The organism is Vibrio sp. 1F279 (genome assembly GCF_041439815.1).
Taxonomy (GTDB): domain Bacteria; phylum Pseudomonadota; class Gammaproteobacteria; order Enterobacterales; family Vibrionaceae; genus Vibrio; species Vibrio tasmaniensis_A.
On record NZ_JBGOOU010000002.1, the window covers coordinates 277,787 to 300,389 of the forward strand.

General features: G+C 44.1%; 22 protein-coding genes. 11 read left to right on the forward strand and 11 right to left on the reverse strand.

Features of this window, described 5'->3' with window-relative positions; translation table 11 throughout:
- The first annotated feature begins 159 nt into the window (after nt 1-159).
- The gene (locus ACED60_RS03000; RefSeq protein ID WP_009846167.1) at nt 160-2,520 is read left to right on the forward strand and encodes a Lon protease family protein; all 2,361 of its coding nucleotides are present in this window, start codon (nt 160-162) and stop codon (nt 2,518-2,520) included.
- A gap of 187 nt (nt 2,521-2,707) precedes the next feature.
- Here ACED60_RS03000 and ACED60_RS03005 read toward each other — a convergent pair whose 3' ends face one another.
- The gene (locus ACED60_RS03005; protein WP_009846168.1) at nt 2,708-3,454 is read right to left on the reverse strand and encodes a flagellar brake protein; all 747 of its coding nucleotides are present in this window, start codon (nt 3,452-3,454) and stop codon (nt 2,708-2,710) included.
- A gap of 315 nt (nt 3,455-3,769) precedes the next feature.
- Between ACED60_RS03005 and ACED60_RS03010 the strand changes: the two genes are divergently transcribed.
- Genes ACED60_RS03010 through ACED60_RS03020 form a run of 3 tightly spaced genes read left to right on the forward strand, consistent with a single transcriptional unit; the run spans nt 3,770 to nt 6,411 of the window.
- On the forward strand, nt 3,770-4,054 hold the full coding sequence (locus ACED60_RS03010) for a GNAT family N-acetyltransferase (protein WP_029223001.1): 285 nt from the start codon (nt 3,770-3,772) through the stop codon (nt 4,052-4,054).
- A gap of 10 nt (nt 4,055-4,064) precedes the next feature.
- Nucleotides 4,065-5,240, forward strand: a complete 1,176-nt coding sequence (locus ACED60_RS03015) for a phosphotransferase (protein ID WP_371726906.1) — start codon at nt 4,065-4,067, stop codon at nt 5,238-5,240.
- Nucleotides 5,230-6,411 carry an MFS transporter gene (locus ACED60_RS03020; protein WP_371726907.1) on the forward strand — a complete coding sequence of 394 codons (1,182 nt, stop codon included), beginning with the start codon at nt 5,230-5,232 and terminating at the stop codon, nt 6,409-6,411. Before ACED60_RS03015 ends, ACED60_RS03020 begins: the two co-directional genes overlap by 11 nt.
- Before the next feature lie 108 nt (nt 6,412-6,519).
- Here the strand turns inward: ACED60_RS03020 and ACED60_RS03025 are convergent, their stop codons facing one another.
- Together ACED60_RS03025 and ACED60_RS03030 are read right to left on the reverse strand one after the other, a co-directional pair.
- Complete coding sequence (locus ACED60_RS03025) at nt 6,520-7,434, reverse strand: DMT family transporter (RefSeq protein WP_371726908.1); 915 nt, start codon at nt 7,432-7,434, stop codon at nt 6,520-6,522.
- Between the two features lie 265 nt (nt 7,435-7,699).
- The gene (locus ACED60_RS03030) at nt 7,700-8,602 is read right to left on the reverse strand and encodes a LysR family transcriptional regulator (protein WP_009846175.1); all 903 of its coding nucleotides are present in this window, start codon (nt 8,600-8,602) and stop codon (nt 7,700-7,702) included.
- A 114-nt stretch (nt 8,603-8,716) separates the two neighbouring features.
- Here ACED60_RS03030 and ACED60_RS03035 point away from each other — a divergent pair, with 114 nt between their 5' ends.
- Nucleotides 8,717-9,025, forward strand: coding sequence for a putative quinol monooxygenase (locus ACED60_RS03035; RefSeq protein WP_012601159.1), 309 nt, complete (start codon nt 8,717-8,719; stop codon nt 9,023-9,025).
- The gene (locus ACED60_RS03040) at nt 9,025-9,420 is read left to right on the forward strand and encodes a RidA family protein (RefSeq protein ID WP_009846177.1); all 396 of its coding nucleotides are present in this window, start codon (nt 9,025-9,027) and stop codon (nt 9,418-9,420) included. The genes ACED60_RS03035 and ACED60_RS03040 overlap by 1 nt, the downstream gene beginning before the upstream one ends.
- Before the next feature lie 108 nt (nt 9,421-9,528).
- Here the strand turns inward: ACED60_RS03040 and ACED60_RS03045 are convergent, their stop codons facing one another.
- Nucleotides 9,529-11,265 carry an ABC transporter substrate-binding protein gene (locus ACED60_RS03045; RefSeq protein WP_371726909.1) on the reverse strand — a complete coding sequence of 579 codons (1,737 nt, stop codon included), beginning with the start codon at nt 11,263-11,265 and terminating at the stop codon, nt 9,529-9,531.
- Between the two features lie 91 nt (nt 11,266-11,356).
- Here ACED60_RS03045 and ACED60_RS03050 point away from each other — a divergent pair, with 91 nt between their 5' ends.
- Entirely contained in the window at nt 11,357-12,640 is a 1,284-nt protein-coding gene (locus tag ACED60_RS03050) for an MFS transporter (RefSeq protein ID WP_009846179.1), read from the forward strand.
- Between the two features lie 95 nt (nt 12,641-12,735).
- Here the strand turns inward: ACED60_RS03050 and ACED60_RS03055 are convergent, their stop codons facing one another.
- Nucleotides 12,736-13,629, reverse strand: coding sequence for a DMT family transporter (locus ACED60_RS03055; RefSeq protein ID WP_371726910.1), 894 nt, complete (start codon nt 13,627-13,629; stop codon nt 12,736-12,738).
- A gap of 124 nt (nt 13,630-13,753) precedes the next feature.
- Here ACED60_RS03055 and ACED60_RS03060 point away from each other — a divergent pair, with 124 nt between their 5' ends.
- The 3 genes from ACED60_RS03060 to ACED60_RS03070 all read left to right on the forward strand — a co-directional run bounded on the left by ACED60_RS03060 (nt 13,754) and on the right by ACED60_RS03070 (nt 15,546).
- Complete coding sequence (locus ACED60_RS03060) at nt 13,754-14,236, forward strand: MarR family winged helix-turn-helix transcriptional regulator (RefSeq protein ID WP_269336878.1); 483 nt, start codon at nt 13,754-13,756, stop codon at nt 14,234-14,236.
- A 28-nt stretch (nt 14,237-14,264) separates the two neighbouring features.
- Nucleotides 14,265-14,666 (forward strand): hypothetical protein, encoded by a 402-nt coding sequence (locus ACED60_RS03065; RefSeq protein ID WP_009846182.1) that lies wholly within the window; start codon nt 14,265-14,267, stop codon nt 14,664-14,666.
- 361 nt (nt 14,667-15,027) lie between these two features.
- Nucleotides 15,028-15,546, forward strand: a complete 519-nt coding sequence (locus ACED60_RS03070; RefSeq protein ID WP_029224076.1) for a hypothetical protein — start codon at nt 15,028-15,030, stop codon at nt 15,544-15,546.
- Between the two features lie 199 nt (nt 15,547-15,745).
- Here ACED60_RS03070 and ACED60_RS03075 read toward each other — a convergent pair whose 3' ends face one another.
- The 6 genes from ACED60_RS03075 to ACED60_RS03100 all read right to left on the reverse strand — a co-directional run bounded on the left by ACED60_RS03075 (nt 15,746) and on the right by ACED60_RS03100 (nt 20,623).
- Nucleotides 15,746-16,273 carry a hypothetical protein gene (locus ACED60_RS03075; RefSeq protein WP_371708552.1) on the reverse strand — a complete coding sequence of 176 codons (528 nt, stop codon included), beginning with the start codon at nt 16,271-16,273 and terminating at the stop codon, nt 15,746-15,748.
- A gap of 349 nt (nt 16,274-16,622) precedes the next feature.
- On the reverse strand, nt 16,623-17,504 hold the full coding sequence (locus tag ACED60_RS03080; RefSeq protein ID WP_009846185.1) for an AEC family transporter: 882 nt from the start codon (nt 17,502-17,504) through the stop codon (nt 16,623-16,625).
- A gap of 258 nt (nt 17,505-17,762) precedes the next feature.
- Nucleotides 17,763-18,449, reverse strand: a complete 687-nt coding sequence (locus tag ACED60_RS03085; protein WP_371726911.1) for a DNA-3-methyladenine glycosylase I — start codon at nt 18,447-18,449, stop codon at nt 17,763-17,765.
- A 124-nt stretch (nt 18,450-18,573) separates the two neighbouring features.
- Nucleotides 18,574-19,101, reverse strand: a complete 528-nt coding sequence (locus tag ACED60_RS03090) for a GNAT family N-acetyltransferase (protein WP_371726912.1) — start codon at nt 19,099-19,101, stop codon at nt 18,574-18,576.
- A gap of 42 nt (nt 19,102-19,143) precedes the next feature.
- Entirely contained in the window at nt 19,144-19,770 is a 627-nt protein-coding gene (locus ACED60_RS03095) for an HD domain-containing protein (protein ID WP_371726913.1), read from the reverse strand.
- Between the two features lie 193 nt (nt 19,771-19,963).
- Entirely contained in the window at nt 19,964-20,623 is a 660-nt protein-coding gene (locus ACED60_RS03100) for an HAD family hydrolase (RefSeq protein WP_371726914.1), read from the reverse strand.
- A 411-nt stretch (nt 20,624-21,034) separates the two neighbouring features.
- Between ACED60_RS03100 and ACED60_RS03105 the strand changes: the two genes are divergently transcribed.
- Nucleotides 21,035-22,363 carry an anaerobic C4-dicarboxylate transporter gene (locus ACED60_RS03105; protein ID WP_004732879.1) on the forward strand — a complete coding sequence of 443 codons (1,329 nt, stop codon included), beginning with the start codon at nt 21,035-21,037 and terminating at the stop codon, nt 22,361-22,363.
- Nucleotides 22,364-22,603: the final 240 nt, after the last annotated feature.

Genomic DNA, 22,603 nt, shown 5'->3' on the forward strand with positions numbered 1-22,603 from the left:
GTTGGTGAATTAAATCTCTCGTTATTGCTAAAAACGGGGTAAATTGAGTGTTATTTGTTCGGTTGAACAGCTGTGCAGCGTAAGTCACTAAATTTATAGGTAATTACATCTACACTGATTTTATCTACACCCAAGTAATGAAGGACTAAGGAGGCGGCGATGGCGATGCAAAGACTCAATACAGAACAGCTGTATAAGGTAGCGGAACTCGACAAGCTACCATGTAAGTCGACCAAAGAACTGGCTCCAATTGACGAAATCGTCGGGCAAGAACGTGCACAAAAGGCCGTTGAGTTCGCGATGTCAATTAAGGAAAAGGGTTACAACATTTATGCGATAGGTCGAAATGGTCTGGGTAAACGCACCATGATCTTGCGCTACCTAAACCGACATCCTCAAGAAGTACAGGAGCTTTTTGATTGGTGCTATATCGCGAATTTTGAAGACATTCGTACACCTAAGGTGCTGAAATTACCTCGTGGTGTTGGCAGCAGTTTGAAGCAAGATATTGAAAAGCTGATGCGTAAGCTTCTTAAAGCAATGCCACTCGCATTCGATAACGAGATGTACTTTAACCGCGCTGACCGATTAAAAAATCAGTTGGCCGCTAAGCAACAAGCGGCGTTAGAAGCGATCAGTCAAGAAGCAAAAGATAAGGGCATTAACCTGACGATCACGACTCAGGGTGACTACCAATTTGTCGCGATGAATGGCGATGATCTTCATACCGAAGAGAGCTTCGACTTACTCACGCCAGAAGAGCAAGATCAATTCGATAAAACCATTGATGGATTGGAAGTCGGGCTGCGGACCATTTCTCGTGAACTGACCGAGCTTGAAGAGACGTACACAGAGAAAGTTCAAAAGTTGAATGATGATACGGCGCGAGATGTTATTACCCACTTCATCAAGCAGTTGAAGCAAGATTACAGCCAATATCCTGATATTAAAAAGTACCTGACAGCACTGCGTAAAGACATTGTCGACAACGCAGATATTTTCTTAGAAGAGAGCACAGAGCAAGCAGAAGTTGCGACCGCCTCTTTGGATAAGAAAATGCCACGTCGCTACAAGGTGAACGTGATTGTGAGCCAGAAGGAGGAGACTCTGCCGATCGTGGTGGAAGAGAATCCAAATTATCACTCTCTGTTTGGTTATGTCGAGACGGCAACGTTCAAAGGCACCGTATTTACGGACTTCTCTTTGATTCGTGCAGGTAGCTTACATAGAGCCAATGGCGGCGTCTTGCTGATGGATGCGGTCAAAGTACTTGAACAACCTTATGTATGGGAAGGCTTGAAGCGCGCGCTGCGTTCGCGTCAATTGAGCTTCACGTCATTAGAAAAAGAGGTCACGTTAACGGGGGCGGTATCACTTGATCCTGAGCCTATTCCATTGGACGTTAAGATCATCCTGTTTGGTGATTATCGAACTTATCAACTACTGCAACATTACGATGCGGAGTTTGGTGAATTGTTCCGTGTGACGGCCGATTTTGAAGATGAGATGAAGCGTACTGCGGATTCTGAAATGCATTACGCACGCTTCATTTCAAGTATCGTGCACGACAACAACATGCTGCATTGTGATCGCAAAGCGATTGCTCGCATCATTGAGCACAGTTCTCGTCAGGCGGGTGACCAAAGTAAGTTGTCGCTGCACTCGGCACACATTGCCAACCTGCTTCGTGAATCAAACTACGTGGCGAAAGGAGCGAAGTCGAACCTGATTCGTGCTACGCATGTCGACCAGGCGCTATCGAACCAACAGATGCGTGTCGGGCGACTGCAAGACAGCGTAATGGAAACCTTCACCAACGGTACAACACTGATTCATGTGGATGGTCAGGCGGTTGGGCAGGTCAATGCGCTGTCTGTACTCAGCACAACCGATCATATGTTTGGCGCACCGAACCGGATCACGGCAACCACGGCTTATGGTGACGGTGAAGTGATTGATATCGAGAGAAACGTAGATCTAGGCGGCAGTATTCACTCGAAAGGGGTGATGATCTTATCGGCTTACCTTTCTTCGGTATTTGGTAAGACAGCGAAAGTACCGCTTACTACCAATATCACCTTCGAACAATCGTATGGTGGCGTCGATGGTGATAGCGCGAGTATGGCTGAGTTCTGTGCGGTGGTGTCTGCATTTTCTAAGCAGCCGAACCGTCAAGACATCGCGATTACCGGCTCGATGAACCAGTTCGGTGAGTCTCAGCCTATTGGTGGTGTGAATGAGAAAATTGAAGGCTTCTTTGATGTGTGCGAAATCAAAGGACGTTCAAATGAGCAAGGGGTGATCATCCCACGTTCAAATGTTCACAACCTGATGCTGCGTAATGACATCGTAAAAGCGGTTGAAAAGGGCGAGTTTAATATTTGGGCTATCGACCATGTGACCGAAGCGATTGAGCTGTTTACAGGCAAAGCCGCCGGTGAGGCGAGTGACGAGGGGAGCTATCCAATCGATACTATCTTTGGTATCGCTCAAGCTAAACTGAACGCACTGCGTAAATAGTCTAATATCTATAGACCCAGCTAGCTTTTTAATTAGATAAGTATTTGAAAGTTAGACAGATAGACAAAACTAAAAAGCCATCGACATAAAAATCGATGGCTTTTTTTGATTGCGACTTTGCTCGCTATTGAGTCGTCTGTATCTGGTCTGCTTACGGTATTCGGTGAAAGCAATGTGCTAAATGACTTTACCTATTTCGCAAACAGAGCTTGGTGCCATCGAACTTCAGCTTCGCCAACAAGTGCTTGGCATTAGAGCGGCCAATATCATCAAATTCTACCCCGTATCGAGCGTAGTGCGTTGATTTTTGGAGATTACAGATGATGCCTTTCAATGGCGGTATAAGTGGGCCATTGTAGTTCTCAGGTGTAACTTCAATAGATACTCGATCGGCAATTTGAATCGCACGAGAAGTAGGTGAGGTAACAAAACGACAACCACTTTTCGATAAGTCTCTAATCTCACAGTTTGCTCGTTGATCGTTGAAGATGATTCTGGAAGCTAAGTTCACCTCGTAGCGTGTCTCTTTACGCAGTTGGGTTACTTGCATCGAGCTTGGTGTTGAAAGCACAAGTATAGGGAAAGGATCTCCGATCCTATGGTGAATTTGGCTTTTAAAGTGGATAAGAGCGCCTTCTCCTCGCAGAGAGTACGCACGGGCTGTCATCCAAAAACCTTCTTGAAAGAAAAAGCTCAGATCATCGTTGGATACGTCGGGAACCTCAACCACAATGCAGTTATCACTGTGTGTACCGATAAATTTGGTGGTGGCGAGAAACTTAGTACCAACTGGAGTCGATACATTTAATGTCAGTTCACTGCCGTGCTCTATCATGGCCAGTGCATCGGTGCTATTTAACGTAGAAACGGTGCGGTTACGAGGATCTTGAAGTGCCTGATTATGCTCCAAAGGCTTCTTCAGTGGTGCGTTCATTATATGTTCTCCATGCGCCAACATGCGTCTGTTTGTTATATTGGTAACTTGCTATTAAGGGGCAAATACGTGCTAGATTTAGCAGGTGCAATTACATAAATTAAGTGCAATTACATAGACTAGGTAGATGTACTCACATAGATTTATAGAGTGCCTTTATCTTTATTGATTCGTTATTAAGCCGATGGCACAGAGTTATTTACTTTGTTTGTAAGTACTTAGTTCTATTTGTATAAGCTTGAGTTAGTCTATTACAAGGAATGAATACTTCAAATTTTTATTGTTTGTCGTATCAATTATTTTCAGGAGTTGAGAATGCAGGCAACAAAATGGGATCAAGATGCGAACCAGATCACAGTTGAGCTAGCACCCAACCAGTTCGCGGTTGTTAAGTATCAAAAGGATGGAGATGTACTACATATCACATCGACACGTATTCCTGATGAGCTTCAAGGTAAGGGCTTCGGTAAGGTGATGATGGAGTCGGTACTGACTGAAATTGAACAAGCAGGTTTTAAAATTGTACCGATTTGTAGCTATGTGATTCACTATATGAATAGGCAGCCACAGTGGGCACACCTTTTATCCGATAAAGCATAGTAACGAGTATATGTCTCAATCAATATCGTCAAAAAATATCGCTCAACCGATAGCGAATTCAAGTCAAAATCAGCCAGAGCTTTATCAACAAAAGTTTTATCAAAATGAGCTTTATCAAAAAATAGCGGCCTCACTGGGTTGTCATCAAGGGTTTGATGTCCAGGTAATTCAAAGCCTATGGGGCGGGTATGGTGAATTAGTTCGTTTGGTTTTTTCTAAAGACAGGCGTTCTTCATTCAACAGTGTGATTGTTAAACATGTCGCATTGCCAGATAAAGCAGAACACCCAAAGGGTTGGAATACCAAACTTTCTCATCAACGAAAGGTGCACTCTTACCAAGTTGAGACCGCGTGGTATCAGTCGTTTACCCAACAGTGGGATGAGCGTTGCCCTGTACCTGTAGGGCTGCAATGTGAGTTACAAGAGCACGAGTGGCTGATTGTGATGCAAGACTTGGCCGAAATCGGTTTTCCGTTAACTTCTCAGTTTGATGTGCTTGCTGCTTTTGATGATTCAGCAATCCAAGATACTCAGTCTGATCTGGCGTCTGGTTACACACTAGAAGAGCAAAACCAGCGCGATGCTTGCCTTAAATGGCTCGCTAACTTTCATGTAAAGCACATCAATGTAGATCAAGAACATTTAGCTTCATTGTGGCAAGTCGGCACATATTGGCATTTAGACACTCGGCCTGACGAGTTAAACGCATTGGCTGATTTACCGCTTAAGAGCCAAGCGCAGCACATTGATAATCTATTAAGGGCGTGCCCATATCAAACCTTGGTACATGGTGACGCTAAGCTCGCCAACTTCTGCTTTGATTTAAAAAGCGAGCGCGCTGCTGCCGTTGATTTCCAATACGTTGGGCGTGGTTGTGCGATGAAAGATGTGGCCTTGTTCATGAGCAGCGCGGTTAGGCCGCAAGATTGCGCAGAGCTTGAATCAGAAGTGCTGGATGCTTACTTCCAGCACTTGAAAGAAGCACTCATGCACTATCAACCACACCTTTCGTTCGATGATGTTGAAGCCGCATGGCGACCAATGTTTTACGTGGCATGGGCTGATTTTCAACGTTTTGTTAAAGGTTGGAGCCCTGAGCATTGGAAGATCAACCCGTATACCGAGCAACTAACCTTACGAGTGCTTAACCAATTAGACGAACAGGAGTCCGTCAATGTTCGATAAAATCGCGAGCTGGAAAACGCCGCAAAACTTCTTATTACTGATTTCAATTGTTGTCCCTATCGCGTTTTCGAGCTGGATGGCGCTGCTTAATAACTTCGTTATTGAGAAAGCGAATTTTGATGGTGCGGATATTGGTTTATTGCAAAGTGTTCGTGAGATCCCTGGCTTTTTGGCCTTTACCGTGGTGTTTGTGTTGGCGTTCATTCGCGAGCAACGCTTCATGTTGATATCGCTAGCGATGCTCACTGTCGGTACGGCGATTACCGGTTTGTTTCCTTCACTCACTGGCCTACTGCTGACCACCATTTTGATGTCGACGGGTTTTCACTATTTTGAAACGCTCAAGCAGTCTTTGTCACTCCAATGGCTGAGTAAAGAAGAAGCCCCTGAGATGCTGGGTAAAATGATCTCTGTTGGCGCGTTGGCCTCGTTAATTACTTATGGCTCAATCTGGGTGATGTTAGAACAGCTGAAGCTCGATTTTGCTTGGGTGTACGGCATTACTGGCGGTATTGGATTTATTCTAGTTTTGGTGATGACCTTTGGTTTTCCTGAGTTTCAAACCAAGACTCAACAAAATAAGAAATTGGTGCTGAGAAAGCGTTACTGGCTCTACTACGCGCTCACCTTTATGAGTGGCGCGAGAAGACAGATCTTCACGGTATTTGCTGGCTTTTTAATGGTAGAGAAGTTTGGTTACTCGGCTGCTGACGTAACGCTACTGTTCTTAATTAATTACCTGTTTAATTTCTTATTCGCAAAACGTATTGGTCGATTTATCGGTGTGGTTGGAGAGCGCAAGGCGCTGATCTTCGAGTATGTTGGTTTGATTGGTGTGTTTGTCGGTTATGGTTTGGTACAAAGCGCGGAATGGGCAGCGGCGCTGTATGTTGTCGACCATCTGTTCTTTGCACTCGCATTAGCGATCAAAACCTATTTCCAGAAAATCGCCGATCCTGCCGACATGACATCAACAGCAGGTGTCTCTTTCACCATCAACCATATTGCAGCGGTTGTTATTCCGGTCGTATTTGGGGTGATTTGGTTATCGTCCCCTGCAACGGTTTTCTACATAGGTGCTGCGATGGCGGCGGTATCTTTGGCGTTGTCTTTAAACATCCCTAAGAAGCCCGAAGAGGGCAATGAAGTGCGAATGTTTAGCTGGCGCTAACTCTGGATAAAGACTAATAAAAAGCTCCAATAGTGATATTGGAGCTTTTTTGTATGTACTAGATGGAAATATCTAGTCAGCTTCCGGTAGGGTTAGCTTTCAGTAGGATTAGCTTCTTGCGGTTTTTAATCCACCACGCAACTTGAAGATTCCTTTTGGTGCCTTAGTAAGCAAGATGCCACAAAGTAGAGGGATCATCATAAGCAGAGACTGTTCAGATAGAACCTCACCATTGATGTAGCAAGAGATCAGCAGCGCAACCACTGGGAAGATTAGGAAGCAGATAGACGCTTGGAAAGGCGTCGAAACTTGTCCTAATTTAAAGTAAGCCACAATCCCGCCAACACTCGCCACAAAACCTAGGTACACGACAGCTGAGATTGAATCCCAAGTGAAGGACTCAACATTAACGCTTTCACCCATCGCTGAAACTGCGAACAAGAATAGAGAAGCAATTAAGCTCGGAACGGCGTTGTAGGTAAGTACTTCGATGCCTTTACAGTGCTTTTGAACTAAAACATACATCACTGCGTGAATGGCAACTGCAAGGCCTAAGCAAACCGTGCCAATAAGGTAATCATCACCACCCATTTGCATTTCATTGCCAAGGATTAAACATAGGCTCACAACAGCTGTGACCAAACCAAAGATTTGATGTTTCGCCAATCGTAGACCTAAGAATAAACCCGACATCAGCATGACAGCGACTGGCATGTTGGCGAAGATGATCGACGCTAGACCAGAAGAGATGTATTGCTCACCATAGATCATCAAAGTGAACGGAATAGCAAAATACATCAGTGCCACAATAAGCAGCCATTGACGTTTACCTTTAGGGAAAAGCAAAGGTTGGTTGAAGACTTTTGCTAATACCGCAAGCAAAGGTGCTGCAAGTAAAAAGCGTAACGCAGTGGCAAAAATAGGTGGGATAGAATGCAATGCCACTTCCATAGCGAACCAAGTGGTTCCCCAAATTAAGCAAACAGAGACAAAAAGCAAGATAGTTAGCGACTTCGAATTCATGGTGACTACTCATTAATAATTATTTTAAATCATAGGCTTGTGGCGCCTTAATGACGTGGCACAGTATAGAAAGGTAGTCGGAGAAAAGTTTTGCCTTTTTATCTCTAATTTGAGTTTTTTATGGAAATTAAATCTATAATGTAATTGTTTTGAAGAAAATTATTTTATTTTAGATAACTTGAACAAAGCCATTATTCTTTGTGAGGTTTAATGTTGGTCGATAAATCGTCAGTTTAGCGACGTATGGAAATTTGGTTGTAAGATATTAAGAATAAGATTCAGCGTGTTGTTTTAGGTGTTCAATAAAGGCGCGAATTCTGGCTGGCACCTGTAACCCATAATTATGTACGACATAGAAAGAGGCTTTAAGAACTTGATCTTTGGGCAAGATGTTTACCAATGTTCCTTTTTTCAGGTCTTCTTCAATTGCTTGTTTAGGTAAACAGGCAATCCCCAACCCATTTAAGGCCATCATGCGGATCGTCGGAACGCTATCTCCGATTCTACTTGCCCTGAATTGATACGTGCTTACTTTGCCCTTATTAATTTCAAAGCTTCTTTGGCTGTTGATTCCTTCCCACTGATTGGCAATGTAGTCATATTGGGAGAGGTCACTTGGCGTGATTGGCTGCGGTATTTGCACCTTAGTAAGATAATCTGGGTGACAGCACAGTACTTGATGAAGCTCTCCGAGCTTAATTGCACGAGACGTTGAATCAGGAAGAGCCCCAACAGTGACCGACAGGTCTATGTATTTCTCGATAAGATCTACGCGCATATCGTTGGCCAATAGTTGAGGCTCGATACGAGGGTGGCTTTTCATAAACTCACACATTGCAGGTCCAATAAGATGTGTCATCAATGTGTGTGGGGATGTGATGGTGATAGTGCCTGCAAAATCAGAACAGGACTCGCGTACTTCTTCTTCCGCAAGCGACATTAATTTTCGCATTTCTAAGCATCGTTGATAAAAACGTTGTCCAGCGTCGGTTAAGGATTGGCGACGTGTTGTTCGAGTGAGTAATTTCACACCAAGGTGTTGCTCAAGCCCTTGTAAGTGATGGCTAACGACAGATTTTGAGAGATCTAGCTTATCAGCCGCTTTCGTTATGGAGCCCGATTCTACAATTTGGGCGAACACTTGCATGCGATGTAATTCGTTTTTCATGGTGGTTCATTGTCTTATTAAATCGAACTATGTTTCAAATATTACTGTATTTATCTATTTTAACAAACAAGTAAGATTCTCCTCGTACCTTAACAAAATAAGAAAACGGAGAGAATGATGACTATTTTAGTGCAATTTACCTTGAGCCATACTGAAGATAAAACGGCAGAGATCGTTGAGTTTTTTAATGAAATATTGCCAGATACTCGTACTTTTAACGGCAACCTTTCTGCGGAGCTTTATCAAAAAGATTTGGCAGAAAATTCCTTGGTTTTATGTGAAGAATGGGAAAGTACCGCTCACTTTAATGAATACATTGCTTGGCGCAAAGATATTGGTGATTTTGACCGTTTAGGCGCGATGCTTACGGATATGCCAATTATCACCGTCATGTCAAAAATCGTCACAGCCTCTGAGGCGTAATGATGAATAAGATATGGAGCCCTTCTTCAGTACCCGCTCCAGCCGCTAATTATCATCAATGTGCGTTGATCCCCGCAGGTTCAACGCGATTGCACATCGCTGGGCAACTAGGGATTGATAGCGAAGGAATGGTGGCTGAAGGTGCGGAACAACAGATTGTACTGGCTTGGAAAAATCTGAGAGGTGTGCTTCAGGCAAACCAAATGGATATCGAAGATTTAATCAGTGTAAGGCTGTACTTAGTGGACCGGAATGATATGTCTGACTATCAAGCCGCAAAGCAGCAATTGCCTTTCGATGTTGGTGGTCTCCCAACGACATTACTGTTTGTGCAAGGGCTCTTTGACGAGCGATGGAAAGTTGAAATTGAGGCCGAAGCAGCGAAACTGATTTAAGTCGATCTCTGTATACTCAATTGATACGAAAGACATGATATGAAGCAAAAAGCCCCTTTATTTAATCAGACTATAAAGGGGTGATTTCTTATCTAGAAATATTGCTATTCAGCGACGCATAGTGATTTGGTTGAAATCGATCCAACCATTCGCCAGCTGCTCAACAGGATTAACTGTTTTAGCATAATTGAGTTGCTGTTTTACGTGGAAAATCGGTCTATAAACACCGAACTCTATTAATTGTGCCTCAAGCTCTAGAAAGGCCGATTGTCGCTGGTGGTAGTCATTGAGAACCCATAGCTGTTCAAGGCTTTTGTTACGCCACTGTTTTTGCTCGTCAGTTAAACAAACCTCTAAGGCAATAGAACTTTGTAGCCATCCCATCCAGCTGCTGTCGAGATTGTCTGAAAACACTTCACCACTGATCAATATATCCGCATTTTGTAGGTTGCTTTGTTGGCAAAAATCTGGAAATTCGAGCACCTGATATTCGCAGCTAAAACCAAGTTCATTAAGTTGTTCACAATAGTGGCGAGCCATTTTTATGTGATCAAACAGCTGATAGGTTAGGATTTTTATCGGTTGTTTAGGCTTGTTTAGTTTATCTGCGAATTGTCGAGCCACTTTTAATGCGTCTTTGTCATTCGCCGTCACTAGCTTAGATTTCGATGGCTGACTAGACGTCGACAGCATTCCATATGCGTAGCCGACAGTATTCAGAGGAATGTCTTTCGCGACACCAAGTAAACGCAGTAAATCATTCAGTGACCTAAGGTGTTGTGGTTCTGCGAGCCAAGGGTGGCGATGTGAGTTGAGCAAGGCGTACTCGCAGCCTTTCTCCCACTGCTCTATCTCTGCTAGCTCGTTCTGTAATAACGATTGTTGATAGTGCGGATGTGAGTGAACAATGTCGCAGTGCATTTCATAGTCTTTGGCTTTATCGCCAACATTCCAAATCTCAATGCCGTCTACCCAAGGTCGGTGCCCATAGTAGGCCTTGAAAGCTTCGAGTCTGGTTAGCCACTCTGACTGTTCCACTAGTTTAAAGCTGCCACTTCCAATGATTTGTTCTCCTACTTTCTTGGCAATACCTGCGGCAGAGCTCGATAGTAGCGATGGAAGGTAGCCTGCGTTGGCATTGATAGCAAAACAGAGGTGAAGCGGATCGATAACCGTAATGGTAGAGATGCATTTAAATTGCTGACTATTGTGATGGCTGCTGCCGATCAGGCGTAGAAAGTGCGCTTTGATGTCTTGCGCTAGAATCGATGAGCCGTCATGAAACACTAAGCCTTTTCGCAAAGTGAAATACCAACGATTTTCATCTTGGGACCAGTCAATTGCAAGATCACCTTCAAACGAGTGAGTAAGCGTGTTGAAACGCAGTAAGTTACTGAACAGGTAACGGGTGATGTGTGCTTCAGTGCGTCGTGTCACTTCAATCGGGTCTAGGCTATGTGTGCCTCTATAGAAAGGGATTTGCAGAATATCGAGCGTAGTCGGCAAGCTCTGATAGCGGCTGATATAACCAAGCAGGAACAGATCGCGTTGCGACTCTTCAATAAGCTCTAAAGCTTGGTCGACCTTGTTTTCCGATAGTAATTCATCAATCCTCAGTTCCAACTCATGGTTCACGTTTTTGAGTAGAGTGAGTGTGGGTAGGTTGCCCCGTCCAACGCCTGACTTCCAATCAATCCAGCCTTCGTTTACTAGCTTTTTGATAATCAGTTGAGCGTTGCGTTTGGTACAACCTAGAGCTTCAGTAATTTCTGTAAGCGAAAGTTGAGTTGGTTGGTTAATGAGTACCCGAGAACGTAAAAATGCCAGTGCCTTCCAGTAATGCATAAAGGTGAAATCCTTGCTGAATCTTTCTATTTTTCTTCATCTTTTAATCTCGATAATAGGGTTATTCGATTGTTTTTAAAAGGAATGAAAAATGGAAGGTGTAAATAAAGAAGAGGCTACGTCCTCTATTTGGAAAAGCTCGAGCTTTATTGTGTTGTTTTCGACGGCGTTCTTCGTTGCATTTGGAACCAAGATTTATGACCTTGCTCTGCCCTTGTTGGTGTACGAGTTAACACAGTCTTCAGAGATGATGGGGTGGATGAGAGCGGTCGAGTTTTTGCCCAATCTACTCTTAGCGCTGTTCATCGGTGTATGGGTTGATAAGTTTAATAAAAAGCATTGGTCACAATGCATGTTGCTCGGACAAGTGCTGGTGTTGGTTATCTCATATATTGCAGTGCGTTGGCTTTCCAACCCTCTATATGCTTTGTTTCCGTGTGCATTCCTGATGATGGCGTTTAACTATGGTTATCACAATGCACGTATCGGGATGATGAAAAACGTTTTACCTCAGTACATGCAAAATACCGCCATCGCAAGAATGAGCTCTTTGTACAGTTTGCTAGAAACGGTCGGCCCGGTTTTGTCTGGTGGTCTGCTTCTGTTATCCGCGTTACATAATGTGTTTTTACTTATTGCAGTGATGTATGTGCTAGCGTTTTGGCAGCTCAATAAATTGGAATTCAAGCCGGCTATGCCCGTTGCTCATCAGTCGGTGATTAGCGCACTGAAAGAGGGTTGGCTGATCTTGTATGCGAACAAGAACATGTGGCACATTACCTTAGCAGTGATGGTGATAAATACCACGGGAGCGGTATTTTGGATTCAAGCTATCTACTTTGCAAAAGCAGAGCTGGCTTTAAACCATATGGAGGTGGGCTACCTGATTGCAGCATCTGGAATCGGAGGGCTGTTAGGTTCGTTTACTGCTGACAAAGTTCGTCAACGCATCGGCTTAGGTGTTTTACTTATGGTCTCTATTGCACTTGAAGCGGTCGGTTTTATTATTCCTGTATTATTCATAGACGGCGACCAAGCTAGCGGACTTTTAATGTCATCTTTTGTTGGTGATGGGCTGTTTAGTCTTGATGGTAAATGGGTATTAATGGGCGCGTTTATGTGGGTGAGTGCGATTGGCGTGTACAGCAGTATTTGCATCTGGAGTTACCGGCAAGAAGCTTTCGATGAGCAACATTTAGGCCGAGTTGCAGGCATTACGGGATCTTTATTTAAATTATTGATGCCCTTTGGGTTAGCGGCTTCCGGTTATTTGGTAACAGTATTCGACGTGCCAAATATTTTTGTGCTCTGCTTCATTATTCAATTATTTACCGCTTTAGCTCTGCTGATGACCAAAGTCCGACATATTGAGTAGAGCGCGACTCTTTGGTTCTTTGAGAGTCTAGCCACCAACAAAAAACGCGCCCTCAATGAGGCGCGTTTTTGAGCAATACGTTTAAGAGGCTGCGTCTACTGCGTAACAGGCTTAACTTGTTTTGACTGTCTTACCGAAAGGATAAGTTGCGGTAGCAGTGACATCACTATCATGCCTGTCATTAGCGAGTACTGAACTGCTGTAAATGATTCACTCATCAACACCATACCCGTCACGATCCCAGCTACTGGGTTAGCGATACCACCGAAGGTGAAATCCACCACTGACATACGCTGTAGTAGCCACACATACATGCCGTAACCCAAGGCCGTGTTCAGGACAATCACCCAAACAAGTCCTATTGCGTTACGAGTATCGAAATGAGTCACAGCGTTAACATAAGGCTGTGGGTCGATGAGCGCATGAACGCCAGACGCGACAGATAAAATCGTACCGCCTAGAATCAGTTGCCACGTTAATACCTTCCACCAATGCATGCGACTACCCAGTGACTTGGTAATGCTGCTGCCGATAACGATACACATGATTGCAGCGAACATGGCGCCTAAACCTATTGGGTTTAATGCGATTTGACTTGGATTAAACAATATCCACGCCAATGTGATTAATCCAACACCAGACAAGGCTTGAATCAATTGCGGACGCTGTTTCTTTACTACCCAATGGAAGATCATCGCAAACACTGGCACAGAGATCATACCTACACCGGAGATTGCCGAAGGCAACGTCAACGCCATCACGAAGATTAAGCTAAAGAAGGTCGCGATATTGATAAGACCCAATGTAAAAATGATCTGCCATTCGCCTTTTTGAGGCAGTGTCGGTTTTACTACTAGCAATAACAAACCAGCAGGCAACGCACGCAAAGCACCCAATAATAAGGGGGGCCATTCCTGTAGCGTAAATTGCGTCACTGCATAGGTTGTTCCCCAAAAGAACGCAGGAATCATTGCTAATAATATGTTCATATGAAATATCTTTACGTTAAGATAATTGGTTGTATGAACTGTATACCTAGATCATATGGTTGTAAAGTATCTTTATGTTAAACTAGTTTGAATTAATCAGACTAATAACGGAGCGAGATCGCAAATGGATGCTATCGACCGCGTAGTAGAGCAATGGGCAAAGGAAAAGCCTGAGTTAGAAACTGAGCCAATGGCAATGATGGGCCGGATTATGCGTATTGCCAAGTATATGGAGACGCAAGTTGCCGAGCTGCATAAAAATTACGACATGAAACTTGGTGAGTTTGATGTGTTGGCAACGTTGCGACGTTCTGGGAAGCCTTATCAACTGACGCCATCAGAACTGATCGGATCGATGATGCTGACATCAGGCGCAATGACCAATCGCCTTGGTAAACTAGAAGCTAAAGGGCTGATCCGTCGTGAGCACAGCAAAGAAGACAGACGCAGCGTGAGTGTTCAGCTAACCAAAGATGGTCTTATTCTGATCGACCAAATGATGACTGAACATGTCGAAATGCAGAAAAAATTGGTTAAGTCATTGTCTGCGAGCCAGAAGAAGAACACTAACCAACTTCTAAAAGCATGGTTGAGTGCTTACGAATAATTTTTAGGTGACTGAGTAGGGTACGACTATGGACAGTATTCAAAATAATACGGAAAAAACAGATATGCTTGAGAAAGTAGAGCGCGTTGTATTAATTAATGGATTGGAATATGAGGTTAGCGGAAATGTTCTTAATCTTAAGCTAGGCAGAGCGGGTGGAAAGGTAAAAATCAAATACGATTACGCGACGAATTCATACGTCTACAACTGTAATGAGTATGCTATTGGTTTTTCCAGTCTCATCTTCTTCGTTCTTTCGTTCAATACTCTGTATCAAGTTGATCACCAAGCATGGTCTGGTTATGTCGCGGGTTTGATGTTCGCTGGAGCAATATTCAATTTGATCCAATTAGTGCTATCTCACGTCCAAATGTTAGACATTAAAGCACAGCTAAGAGAAGTAGGTATCTACCTCAAGTCTGGCGCGTAAGAGCCTTTAGCATCTTGTGTATCGTGAACAACTGAACAACTGAACAACTGAACAACTTAGCCATTTCTGAGTAACGAGTGGTTAAGCCCTGTCATCGGTGGTTATAGGCCCAAATAAACAGCGTTAACACCAATTCTTAGTGCTGTTTTTACTTTCCTCTTACACACTTTTCTTATATCGAACCTAGTATCAAATTTCTCTTGGTTATACAGGCAAGCTTCTCATTATGAAGAACTTTTTCGATAGCGAGCTCATGCTCTCTAGCTCCTTGAACTTCGTTCTGCTGTCACTTGGACTAACGCTCCTCTTACATATTCCAATTTGGTGTGGATTCAACCTGAGTCGGCGAAAATGGAAGCGTATGGATTATTTATGGCCGTTTTTAGCGGGTATCGGAATGCTTGGTGCCGTGTCTGAGATTCGAGCGAAGGTGGCGGGTGATTGGGTTGAAACCGAACAAACCAGAGCGGTGGCGATTTTAGAATCTGTTCAGCAGTTCTCTTTGGATAAGCTGAGAAGTGATACCTGTACAGGTCAGCCATCTTTAGATAATTACGCTCAGTACCACGACGCGTGTTTGTGGTATTTGAATACGGCGATTACGTTTAAAGATGTCGATTTCACCTTGTTACCCAATGCATCGGATTTTACGGTTCCTGCGCCTAGCGTGTCGTTAGTTGAAAGTGATGCGGTGTGGGTGGATGGTATGCTGAGTCAGTATGAAAAGCAGAAAAACCAATATATAAAAACCAGAGAAGCTCAGGTGAAGCAGCCGCTAGAAAGTATCTTTTGGTATGTGAGTCCTTACTTAGTGTGTTTCGCGATTGCATTACGTCTTACTAAGGTGACAGCCGAGCTCAAGTTGGATAAATGCTCATAGTTCACTGAATGTTTGTAGTTCACGGTTCATCGCTATATCAATGGATAACTCAATAGCTAGGCAAGCGTATAACTTTAGGTAAGCGTATAACTAATAGGGTGTGTCTGAATTAGAGATAAAAAAATAGCGTCAGTATTGAATTACTGACGCTATTTTTATGTTAGATCCAACAGTAGCGGAAAGTTGTTTATAAAGGTGGCTACTTAAATTGGTATCTAACCGAAAGTTGTAATTGAGGGCCGTAAAGACCGTTGTTTTTGGAAGCAACTGAAAACACGGCTTTATCTGTGGCATGGAATCTAGCTCCAAACGTAAAGATTGAGTGCTCTCCGTTAGAACCCGCAAGCACATGGGCTTCTACTCTCTGAGTGATCCACGCTCGAATACCCGCATTAAATTCGACATAAGCTTTCGTTTCTCCAGCTGCGTATGAGTTTTTGTTGAAATGGAGTAGCAGCTGCGTATTTAAGTCGATCCCTTGAGTTATTGGACCATAAACTTGAGGGCCGATGTATGCATCAAAGTTGCTTTCATCTTCGGCTGTGTTGGTACTAAGGCCGCCCAAAATTGCCAAGCTATCGTTGATGTCGCGTCCACCATCCACGCTTAACCCCATAGGCTTTGCTTGCATCCCAAGTTCTACAAAGTCCGTTGTGAAATTTGCCGCAGATATAGCTTGATGAGAGAAGAGGCATAGCAGTAGAGGTATTACATTTTTAATTTTCATATGACTTACAAAAGATAGTAATAGTGGAGTAAAGCGCTTGGTCATGCTTTATTTATTGTCACGCCAAAGCGATGAAGTTCTTCGAAAGTTAAGTCAAAGAAAATGTCTGTTCTTGTTGTCCATCTTGATTGTGCTGTATAGGGGGGCGATAACCCATTCCTTTGCTTGATGATTGTATATTAAACATAACTGCAATAACCAACAACGATTTTAATTTTTTTTGTATAGCTCTAAGTTCTGGTTCAATTATGGAAATAGTTAATCCTAACTGTATGAATGCAAAAATGGGCAGTTTATCTGCCCATTTTTATAACTGTAATGAATGACAAATCTTCCCTTAGATCGAGATTCAACTCGATATAGACAGTGCGAACGACAACAAGATTGGTAGGGTAACCACACTTAGGAAGTTGCCAAACAACACCATGGACGCGACCTTAGGGGGCTCGACATTGAACCTCTCTGCAAACAGGTAGTTCATCACAGCGGGTGGCAGCATGGTGAACAGTACCATCATTTGTAAGTGCAGCGTCGGCAGTGGGATAAAGAAATAGATGATGGTAAAAGCGATCGCCCCTGTAAATAGGGATTGAGCCGTACACAACAAGCCAACTTTTAATCCGCTCAGTCTCAAGTTGACCATTTGTGAACCCAGCGACAGCAGCATAATAGGAACAGCAGCTTGCCCAAGCAGTGATGTGGCTTCGTAGATTGGATTCCACACGGTAATTCCAGACAGGTTGAGCGTCATCGCTAGTGCAGCCGCTAAGAAAATTGGCATCTTGAGGATCTGTTTGATCGGATTACCGTCGCTCAATAGCGCTAAGCCAACACTAATATGGACACATGCCGATACCACAAATAGTAATACCGCAGGGGCTAGTGCGCTCTCGCCAAAGGTATAGGTGAATAGGGGAATGGCTAGGTTGCCACTATTACGGAACATGTGTGGCGGAGCCCAAGCCTTGAAATTGAGCTTAAAGATCTTACAGATCGGAATCATCAATAAAGCAGGCACTAACACCGCGACCAAAGAAGCGGTTATGAGTGGCAATTGCTCTGTGTCGAGAGGCATGGTGGTCAGCGATGCAAACACTAGCGCAGGGATGCACACATCCATGTTGATGCGATTGATCGGTTTGAAATCGGGCTTTAGCCAACGACCGACCGCAAAGCCAGCACTGGCTAAAGCAAAAACGGGAAACAGAATGCTGATGACCTGTTCGAACATAGAATTCCTTTCTAGGTTTAGTACCTCCATTTAGCGGAGAAACGAATGTTTTAGAGATCGCTATAGATACGTATGAAATCGAGATGTATAAACATTAACCTATCAACATAATGACTTGGCGTCACCGAAGATCGTTGTCTGTCAGCGGTTAATTTACATTTCTTTGAATGAAGCACAAAAAAAGACCAGTGGCATCCGCAACGGGTCTTTAAAGGTTAGATAAATCTGGACGGGTTCTCTAATTAACTACGATGACCACTAAACTCGATTATCACCACAGCTGTAGGCAACGATCTGGCTGATTTCGCTCAGGCTACGACCTGATTGTTGCTGCCATTCGTTGAAGGCTTTACCCGCTGCCAGTTGTGCTCGCTTGGTGTTACGGCCGCTATCTAGCACATCGGTACTGCGTAGGTGCGCTTCAACATCCGACGACAAGATGAAGGTGTCTTTGCCCATTTGGCGCAGAGTGTAGGCACCAGTATTACCACCTAGTCGCTTGCCGTGTTTCTTCAGATAATCCCAAAGTTCAGTAATACGCTCTGATGGCCAGTCGGCAACCATTTGTGAGAAGGAATCCGCCTCACGCTTGGCATTGTGGATCATGGTGGCGTTAGCAGGGATGGTCATCACCTTAGTGAGGTGGCGAATAATACGCGGGTCTTGTGCTTTCTGTTCCCACATTTCATTTGGTAGCATCAGCATTTTTTCGATGTCGAATTCAAAGAACACTTCTTCAAATTGCGGCCACTTCTTTCTCACTACATTCCATGAAATACCACATTGGAATACCTTTTCAGTAAAGGCTGCCAACCAGCGGTCGTCTGTGATTTGTGACAGCTCGGCTTGTGAAAGGGGCGCACGAACAATCTTTTCGAGCTCGGCCGCTCCGCCTTTACGGTGAGCTGCACGTTGATAAATGGTGTCGAATTTTTCTTGGGTCATGAAGGTTCCAAATTACATCTGTGTAGCCAATGCTTAATGATATGGGGTCAAATCTGGCAATTAAAATAAGTCTGTTAAATAAAACAATCCTGGTAACTAAAACTAACCTGACAATTAAAATAAACTAGCAGAGCTTTAATTCCATCTGATACAAGGGCCAGGTTTTGCCATTAAACTCTTTCACGCTCGGCTCTTTGTCGACCACCTCAAAGCCCGCTTTGTCGTAGCAGCGCTTTGCGCCGTGGTTTTGCTTGAATACGGCCAAGGTGATGGTGGTGACATCAGGGATTTTTTTCGCAGCGTCTAATGCACTTTCTATCATGGATTGCCCAAGCCCTTTGCCTCGTTGGTTTGGGTGAATCGCAACTCGGCAAAAGCGAAGTTCATTGTTTGACATGCGTTGAAATTCGATAAAGCCAAGCAAGTCCCTGGCGTTTGAGTTGGCGTTTGAATCGGCGTTCGGTTCAGAGTATGACTTAGATGCAGAAAAGGTATATAGCTCGACATGTGGTTCTTGAGATCGTTCGATGATGGAGGCTGTTTCTAACGGCCAGCCAAAGGTTCGTCCGCCCCATAGAACGTAGTCTTCTTGGGATGCAAACCAAGTGACGATCTCGTCGGCGTCGGATGCTTTAAAGCGGTTTATTTCCATATTCTTATCTCTTCCTTATCGTGTGTCTTTTTTTATAAGCCGCTAAACTTCCGCACCCAACTGATCAAGAAAGCCACGCATGTACTCGGTGCGCTTGTTGGCTTCCAATTTGGCTGATTTTGTATTCATGGTTTCAGCGAGCTTAAACAGTTTTACGTAGAAATGGTCGACGCTGTAATGCTTGTCATCCAAGTCACGCTGCTTCGCAAACGGGTCTTCGTGGTTATACAGCTCGGCGTTAAAGCTTTGACCTACGTACAGGCAGCGAGCGATACCAATCGCACCGAGAGAATCTAGGCGATCTGCATCTTGAACAATCTGTGCTTCCAAGGTTTCTGGTGTGATGTTGGCGCTGTAACTGTGAGTGACAATAGCGTGATGGATTTCGTCGAGGTAGGACGCAGGATACTCGATAGATTTGAGATAAGAGATAGCCTTGTCTGCCGCCATTTGTGAGCTTTGAGCGCGGTCTGGGTGGTTCTTCGGAAAGGTGAAGCAATCATGAAGGTAAGCGGCGGGCAGCACGACTTCAAGCTTAGCCTGTTCTTGAGCACATAAAGCCTTGGCAGTTTTGACTACGCGCTTAATATGGCTGATGTCGTGCGCTGCATCTTGTGTCATCTCTTGCTGTGCAAAATCAAGCAGTTGGCTTTCAAATCTTTTAATCACGCGTCCCTTTCCCCATCTGTAGACGTTATCAATGTTGCTTATCGTTCAGTGTCGTTTCATATCGACTTTAACAGTTTCAAGCGCGAGTTTTTATCTTTTATAAAAGGAATACCCACAAAAAAACCGACTCTGTGAGTCGGCTTAATAGAAAGGTTATCCTGTGTTGATTAAAGCGTTAACAACGGTTCAGAGCCTAAGCTGCAGCTTGTTGAAGCTGTGCTAACACATCATGCAAAGAAGGGCTGATGGTGTGCCCAAGCGCTTTTACTTCGTCACATGGCTCTACTAAATCAGGGATTTGGAAGCTGATCATGTTGGCTGCCATTGATGCGCGAATACCGTTGTTTGAGTCTTCAAACGCTAGGCAGGTTTCAGGGGCAACACCTAGGCGTTCTGCCGCTAGTAAGTAGATCTCTGGGTGAGGTTTACCATTGGTCACTTCGCAGCCTGTGCTTAGTGAGGTGAAGTAAGAATCTAGGCCAGCCAGCTCAAGCTTCTTTTTAGCGATATCAAGCTGAGTCGAGGTCGCCACCGCGATTGGAATGTCGTTTGCTTTCAGCCATTCAAGAAGCTCAATCACGCCATCTTTAACTGGGATAGCTTGGTGCTTAACAATCGCACTGTAGCGAGTGCGCCATTCATTGTTCAATGCTGGGTAATCTAACCCTTCGCCGTAGCCCTTTCTAAAAATCTGTTCGATGGTTTTTGCGTTACAACCAATGATGCCTAAGTAAACATCCTGCAAAAACGGAACACCTTGCGCGTGACATGCTTCTTCAAAAACCTGCATACAAAGTCGCTCGGTGTCGAGCAGCAGTCCATCCATATCAAAAATAGCAGCTTGAAAATTCATATACGTGGTTCTTTCTGTGTTGTCGTCGTGAGGGCGAGTATTTTGACATAGTGTCTGGAGATAGGCGAGTCAGTGTTGCGTGAGAATATGCAGAATTGGCTCTGTAATATGCCTCTGGATGAGTTGTAATCCAATTTATTCTATTTGGAATGATATCGTTAAGTTATGAGCTTGATATTTTATAGATCATACCGTTCTAACAGACACAAGAATGATTATCATACATAACAAATCTAGGTTTCGGGTCTGGCTTCTTATTACAATTCATAAACTTACAGGTGTGTTAACGTGACCATAATCTTATAAAAAACAATTTTCGGAAGCCTGCAATCATAGTGTGACCAAGCAAAAAGTAAATGGTGGAACTTACGGACAAAATAGAATTAGTCCACATTTTTAGCAAGGTTGCTTATGTTGTATTTTGAGTTTCTATTTTTATTAGTCGTACTTTATATCGGGTCTCGGTATGGCGGTATCGGCTTAGGTGTTGTTTCTGGTATTGGTTTGGTTATCGAGGTGTTTGTCTTCAAGATGCCACCAACGTCTCCACCTGTCACCGTAATGCTGATCATCCTCGCTGTTGTTACCTGTGCTTCTATTCTTGAAGCGGCTGGTGGCTTGAAATACATGCTGCAAGTGGCCGAAAGGGTACTGAGAAAGAACCCGAAACGCGTCACCTTGATAGCACCGTTCGTGACTTACTCGATGACATTCCTATTAGGTACTGGCCACGCGGTTTACTCCATCATGCCTATCATCGGTGATGTGGCATTGAAGAACGGTATTCGTCCTGAACGCCCAATGGCGGCTGCATCGGTGGCGTCTCAATTGGCGATTACGGCGTCTCCAATCTCGGCTGCTGTGGTCTATTACCTCGCGCAACTTTCTGATATCCAACACTCTATTACTCTGCTTTCGATTTTGATGGTGACGGTTCCTGCAACGCTGTTCGGCACACTTTTGCTTTCTCTGTATAGCTTGAAACGTGGTAAAGAACTGAACGACGATCCTGAATACCAAGCGCGTCTAAAAGATCCTGAGTGGAAAAAACGCATCGAGAGCACTACTGCGACCTCTTTGGATGAAGTACTGCCAACTTCGGCTCGTAATGCGGTATTGATTTTCCTACTTTCAATTGTCGTGATTGTTATCGTGGCGATGGTGCCAGAGATCAGAACCATCGTAGACGGCGACAAGCCAATCAAGATGTCGGTGATCATCCAAATGATGATGCTCTGTTTCGGCGGTATCATCTTGCTGGCAACCAAAACTGACCCGCGTGATGTGCCAAACGGTGTGGTATTCAAATCGGGTATGGTGGCGGCGATTGCTATCTTCGGTATCGCTTGGATGTCGGATACTTACTTCCAATACGCAATGCCTCAGTTCAAATCTGGCATCGTAGAAATGGTAACTAACTACCCATGGACGTTTGCACTAGCGCTATTCATTGTATCGGTTGTGGTGAACTCGCAAGCCGCTACTGCACGTATGATGCTGCCTGTTGGTCTTGGCTTAGGACTAGACCCAGCCCTGCTTATCGGCTTAATGCCAGCGGTTTACGGCTACTTCTTCATCCCGAACTACCCATCAGATATCGCTACGGTTAACTTCGATGTCTCTGGTACCACCAAGATTGGTAAGTGGTATTTCAACCACTCATTCATGTCGGTCGGTTTAATCGGTGTAGTGGGTGCATGTTGTTTAGGCTACGCATTGGCACAGATTTTCATCGCTTAGTCTCACTTTTTATCGCTTAATCTGACTTCTTGTCGCTTAATTAAGCGATAACGAGATAACAAACAAAAACAGCGCCTATTTAGGCGCTGTGTTTGTTTTTACTGTTTGGAAGTTCTGATACGAACCTAGATTTCGAATTAATAACCAATATTAACGAGGCTCAAAGGCGAGTGACTGAATCGCTTCTTCTCTCGCCAGTTACTGTTACAACGACTGTTACCACTACAACTACAACTACAA

Bases quoted from the DNA above. Each gene is read 5' to 3' on its own strand.
- ACED60_RS03000 (WP_009846167.1), top strand. From the start codon at position 160: ATGGCGATGCAAAGACTCAATACAGAACAGCTGTATAAGGTAGCGGAA.
- ACED60_RS03005 (WP_009846168.1), bottom strand. From the start codon at position 3,454: ATGAACGCACCACTGAAGAAGCCTTTGGAGCATAATCAGGCACTTCAA.
- ACED60_RS03010 (WP_029223001.1), top strand. From the start codon at position 3,770: ATGCAGGCAACAAAATGGGATCAAGATGCGAACCAGATCACAGTTGAG.
- ACED60_RS03015 (WP_371726906.1), top strand. From the start codon at position 4,065: ATGTCTCAATCAATATCGTCAAAAAATATCGCTCAACCGATAGCGAAT.
- ACED60_RS03020 (WP_371726907.1), top strand. From the start codon at position 5,230: ATGTTCGATAAAATCGCGAGCTGGAAAACGCCGCAAAACTTCTTATTA.
- ACED60_RS03025 (WP_371726908.1), bottom strand. From the start codon at position 7,434: ATGAATTCGAAGTCGCTAACTATCTTGCTTTTTGTCTCTGTTTGCTTA.
- ACED60_RS03030 (WP_009846175.1), bottom strand. From the start codon at position 8,602: ATGAAAAACGAATTACATCGCATGCAAGTGTTCGCCCAAATTGTAGAA.
- ACED60_RS03035 (WP_012601159.1), top strand. From the start codon at position 8,717: ATGATGACTATTTTAGTGCAATTTACCTTGAGCCATACTGAAGATAAA.
- ACED60_RS03040 (WP_009846177.1), top strand. From the start codon at position 9,025: ATGATGAATAAGATATGGAGCCCTTCTTCAGTACCCGCTCCAGCCGCT.
- ACED60_RS03045 (WP_371726909.1), bottom strand. From the start codon at position 11,265: ATGCATTACTGGAAGGCACTGGCATTTTTACGTTCTCGGGTACTCATT.
- ACED60_RS03050 (WP_009846179.1), top strand. From the start codon at position 11,357: ATGGAAGGTGTAAATAAAGAAGAGGCTACGTCCTCTATTTGGAAAAGC.
- ACED60_RS03055 (WP_371726910.1), bottom strand. From the start codon at position 13,629: ATGAACATATTATTAGCAATGATTCCTGCGTTCTTTTGGGGAACAACC.
- ACED60_RS03060 (WP_269336878.1), top strand. From the start codon at position 13,754: ATGGATGCTATCGACCGCGTAGTAGAGCAATGGGCAAAGGAAAAGCCT.
- ACED60_RS03065 (WP_009846182.1), top strand. From the start codon at position 14,265: ATGGACAGTATTCAAAATAATACGGAAAAAACAGATATGCTTGAGAAA.
- ACED60_RS03070 (WP_029224076.1), top strand. From the start codon at position 15,028: ATGGATTATTTATGGCCGTTTTTAGCGGGTATCGGAATGCTTGGTGCC.
- ACED60_RS03075 (WP_371708552.1), bottom strand. From the start codon at position 16,273: ATGAAAATTAAAAATGTAATACCTCTACTGCTATGCCTCTTCTCTCAT.
- ACED60_RS03080 (WP_009846185.1), bottom strand. From the start codon at position 17,504: ATGTTCGAACAGGTCATCAGCATTCTGTTTCCCGTTTTTGCTTTAGCC.
- ACED60_RS03085 (WP_371726911.1), bottom strand. From the start codon at position 18,449: ATGACCCAAGAAAAATTCGACACCATTTATCAACGTGCAGCTCACCGT.
- ACED60_RS03090 (WP_371726912.1), bottom strand. From the start codon at position 19,101: ATGGAAATAAACCGCTTTAAAGCATCCGACGCCGACGAGATCGTCACT.
- ACED60_RS03100 (WP_371726914.1), bottom strand. From the start codon at position 20,623: ATGAATTTTCAAGCTGCTATTTTTGATATGGATGGACTGCTGCTCGAC.
- ACED60_RS03105 (WP_004732879.1), top strand. From the start codon at position 21,035: ATGTTGTATTTTGAGTTTCTATTTTTATTAGTCGTACTTTATATCGGG.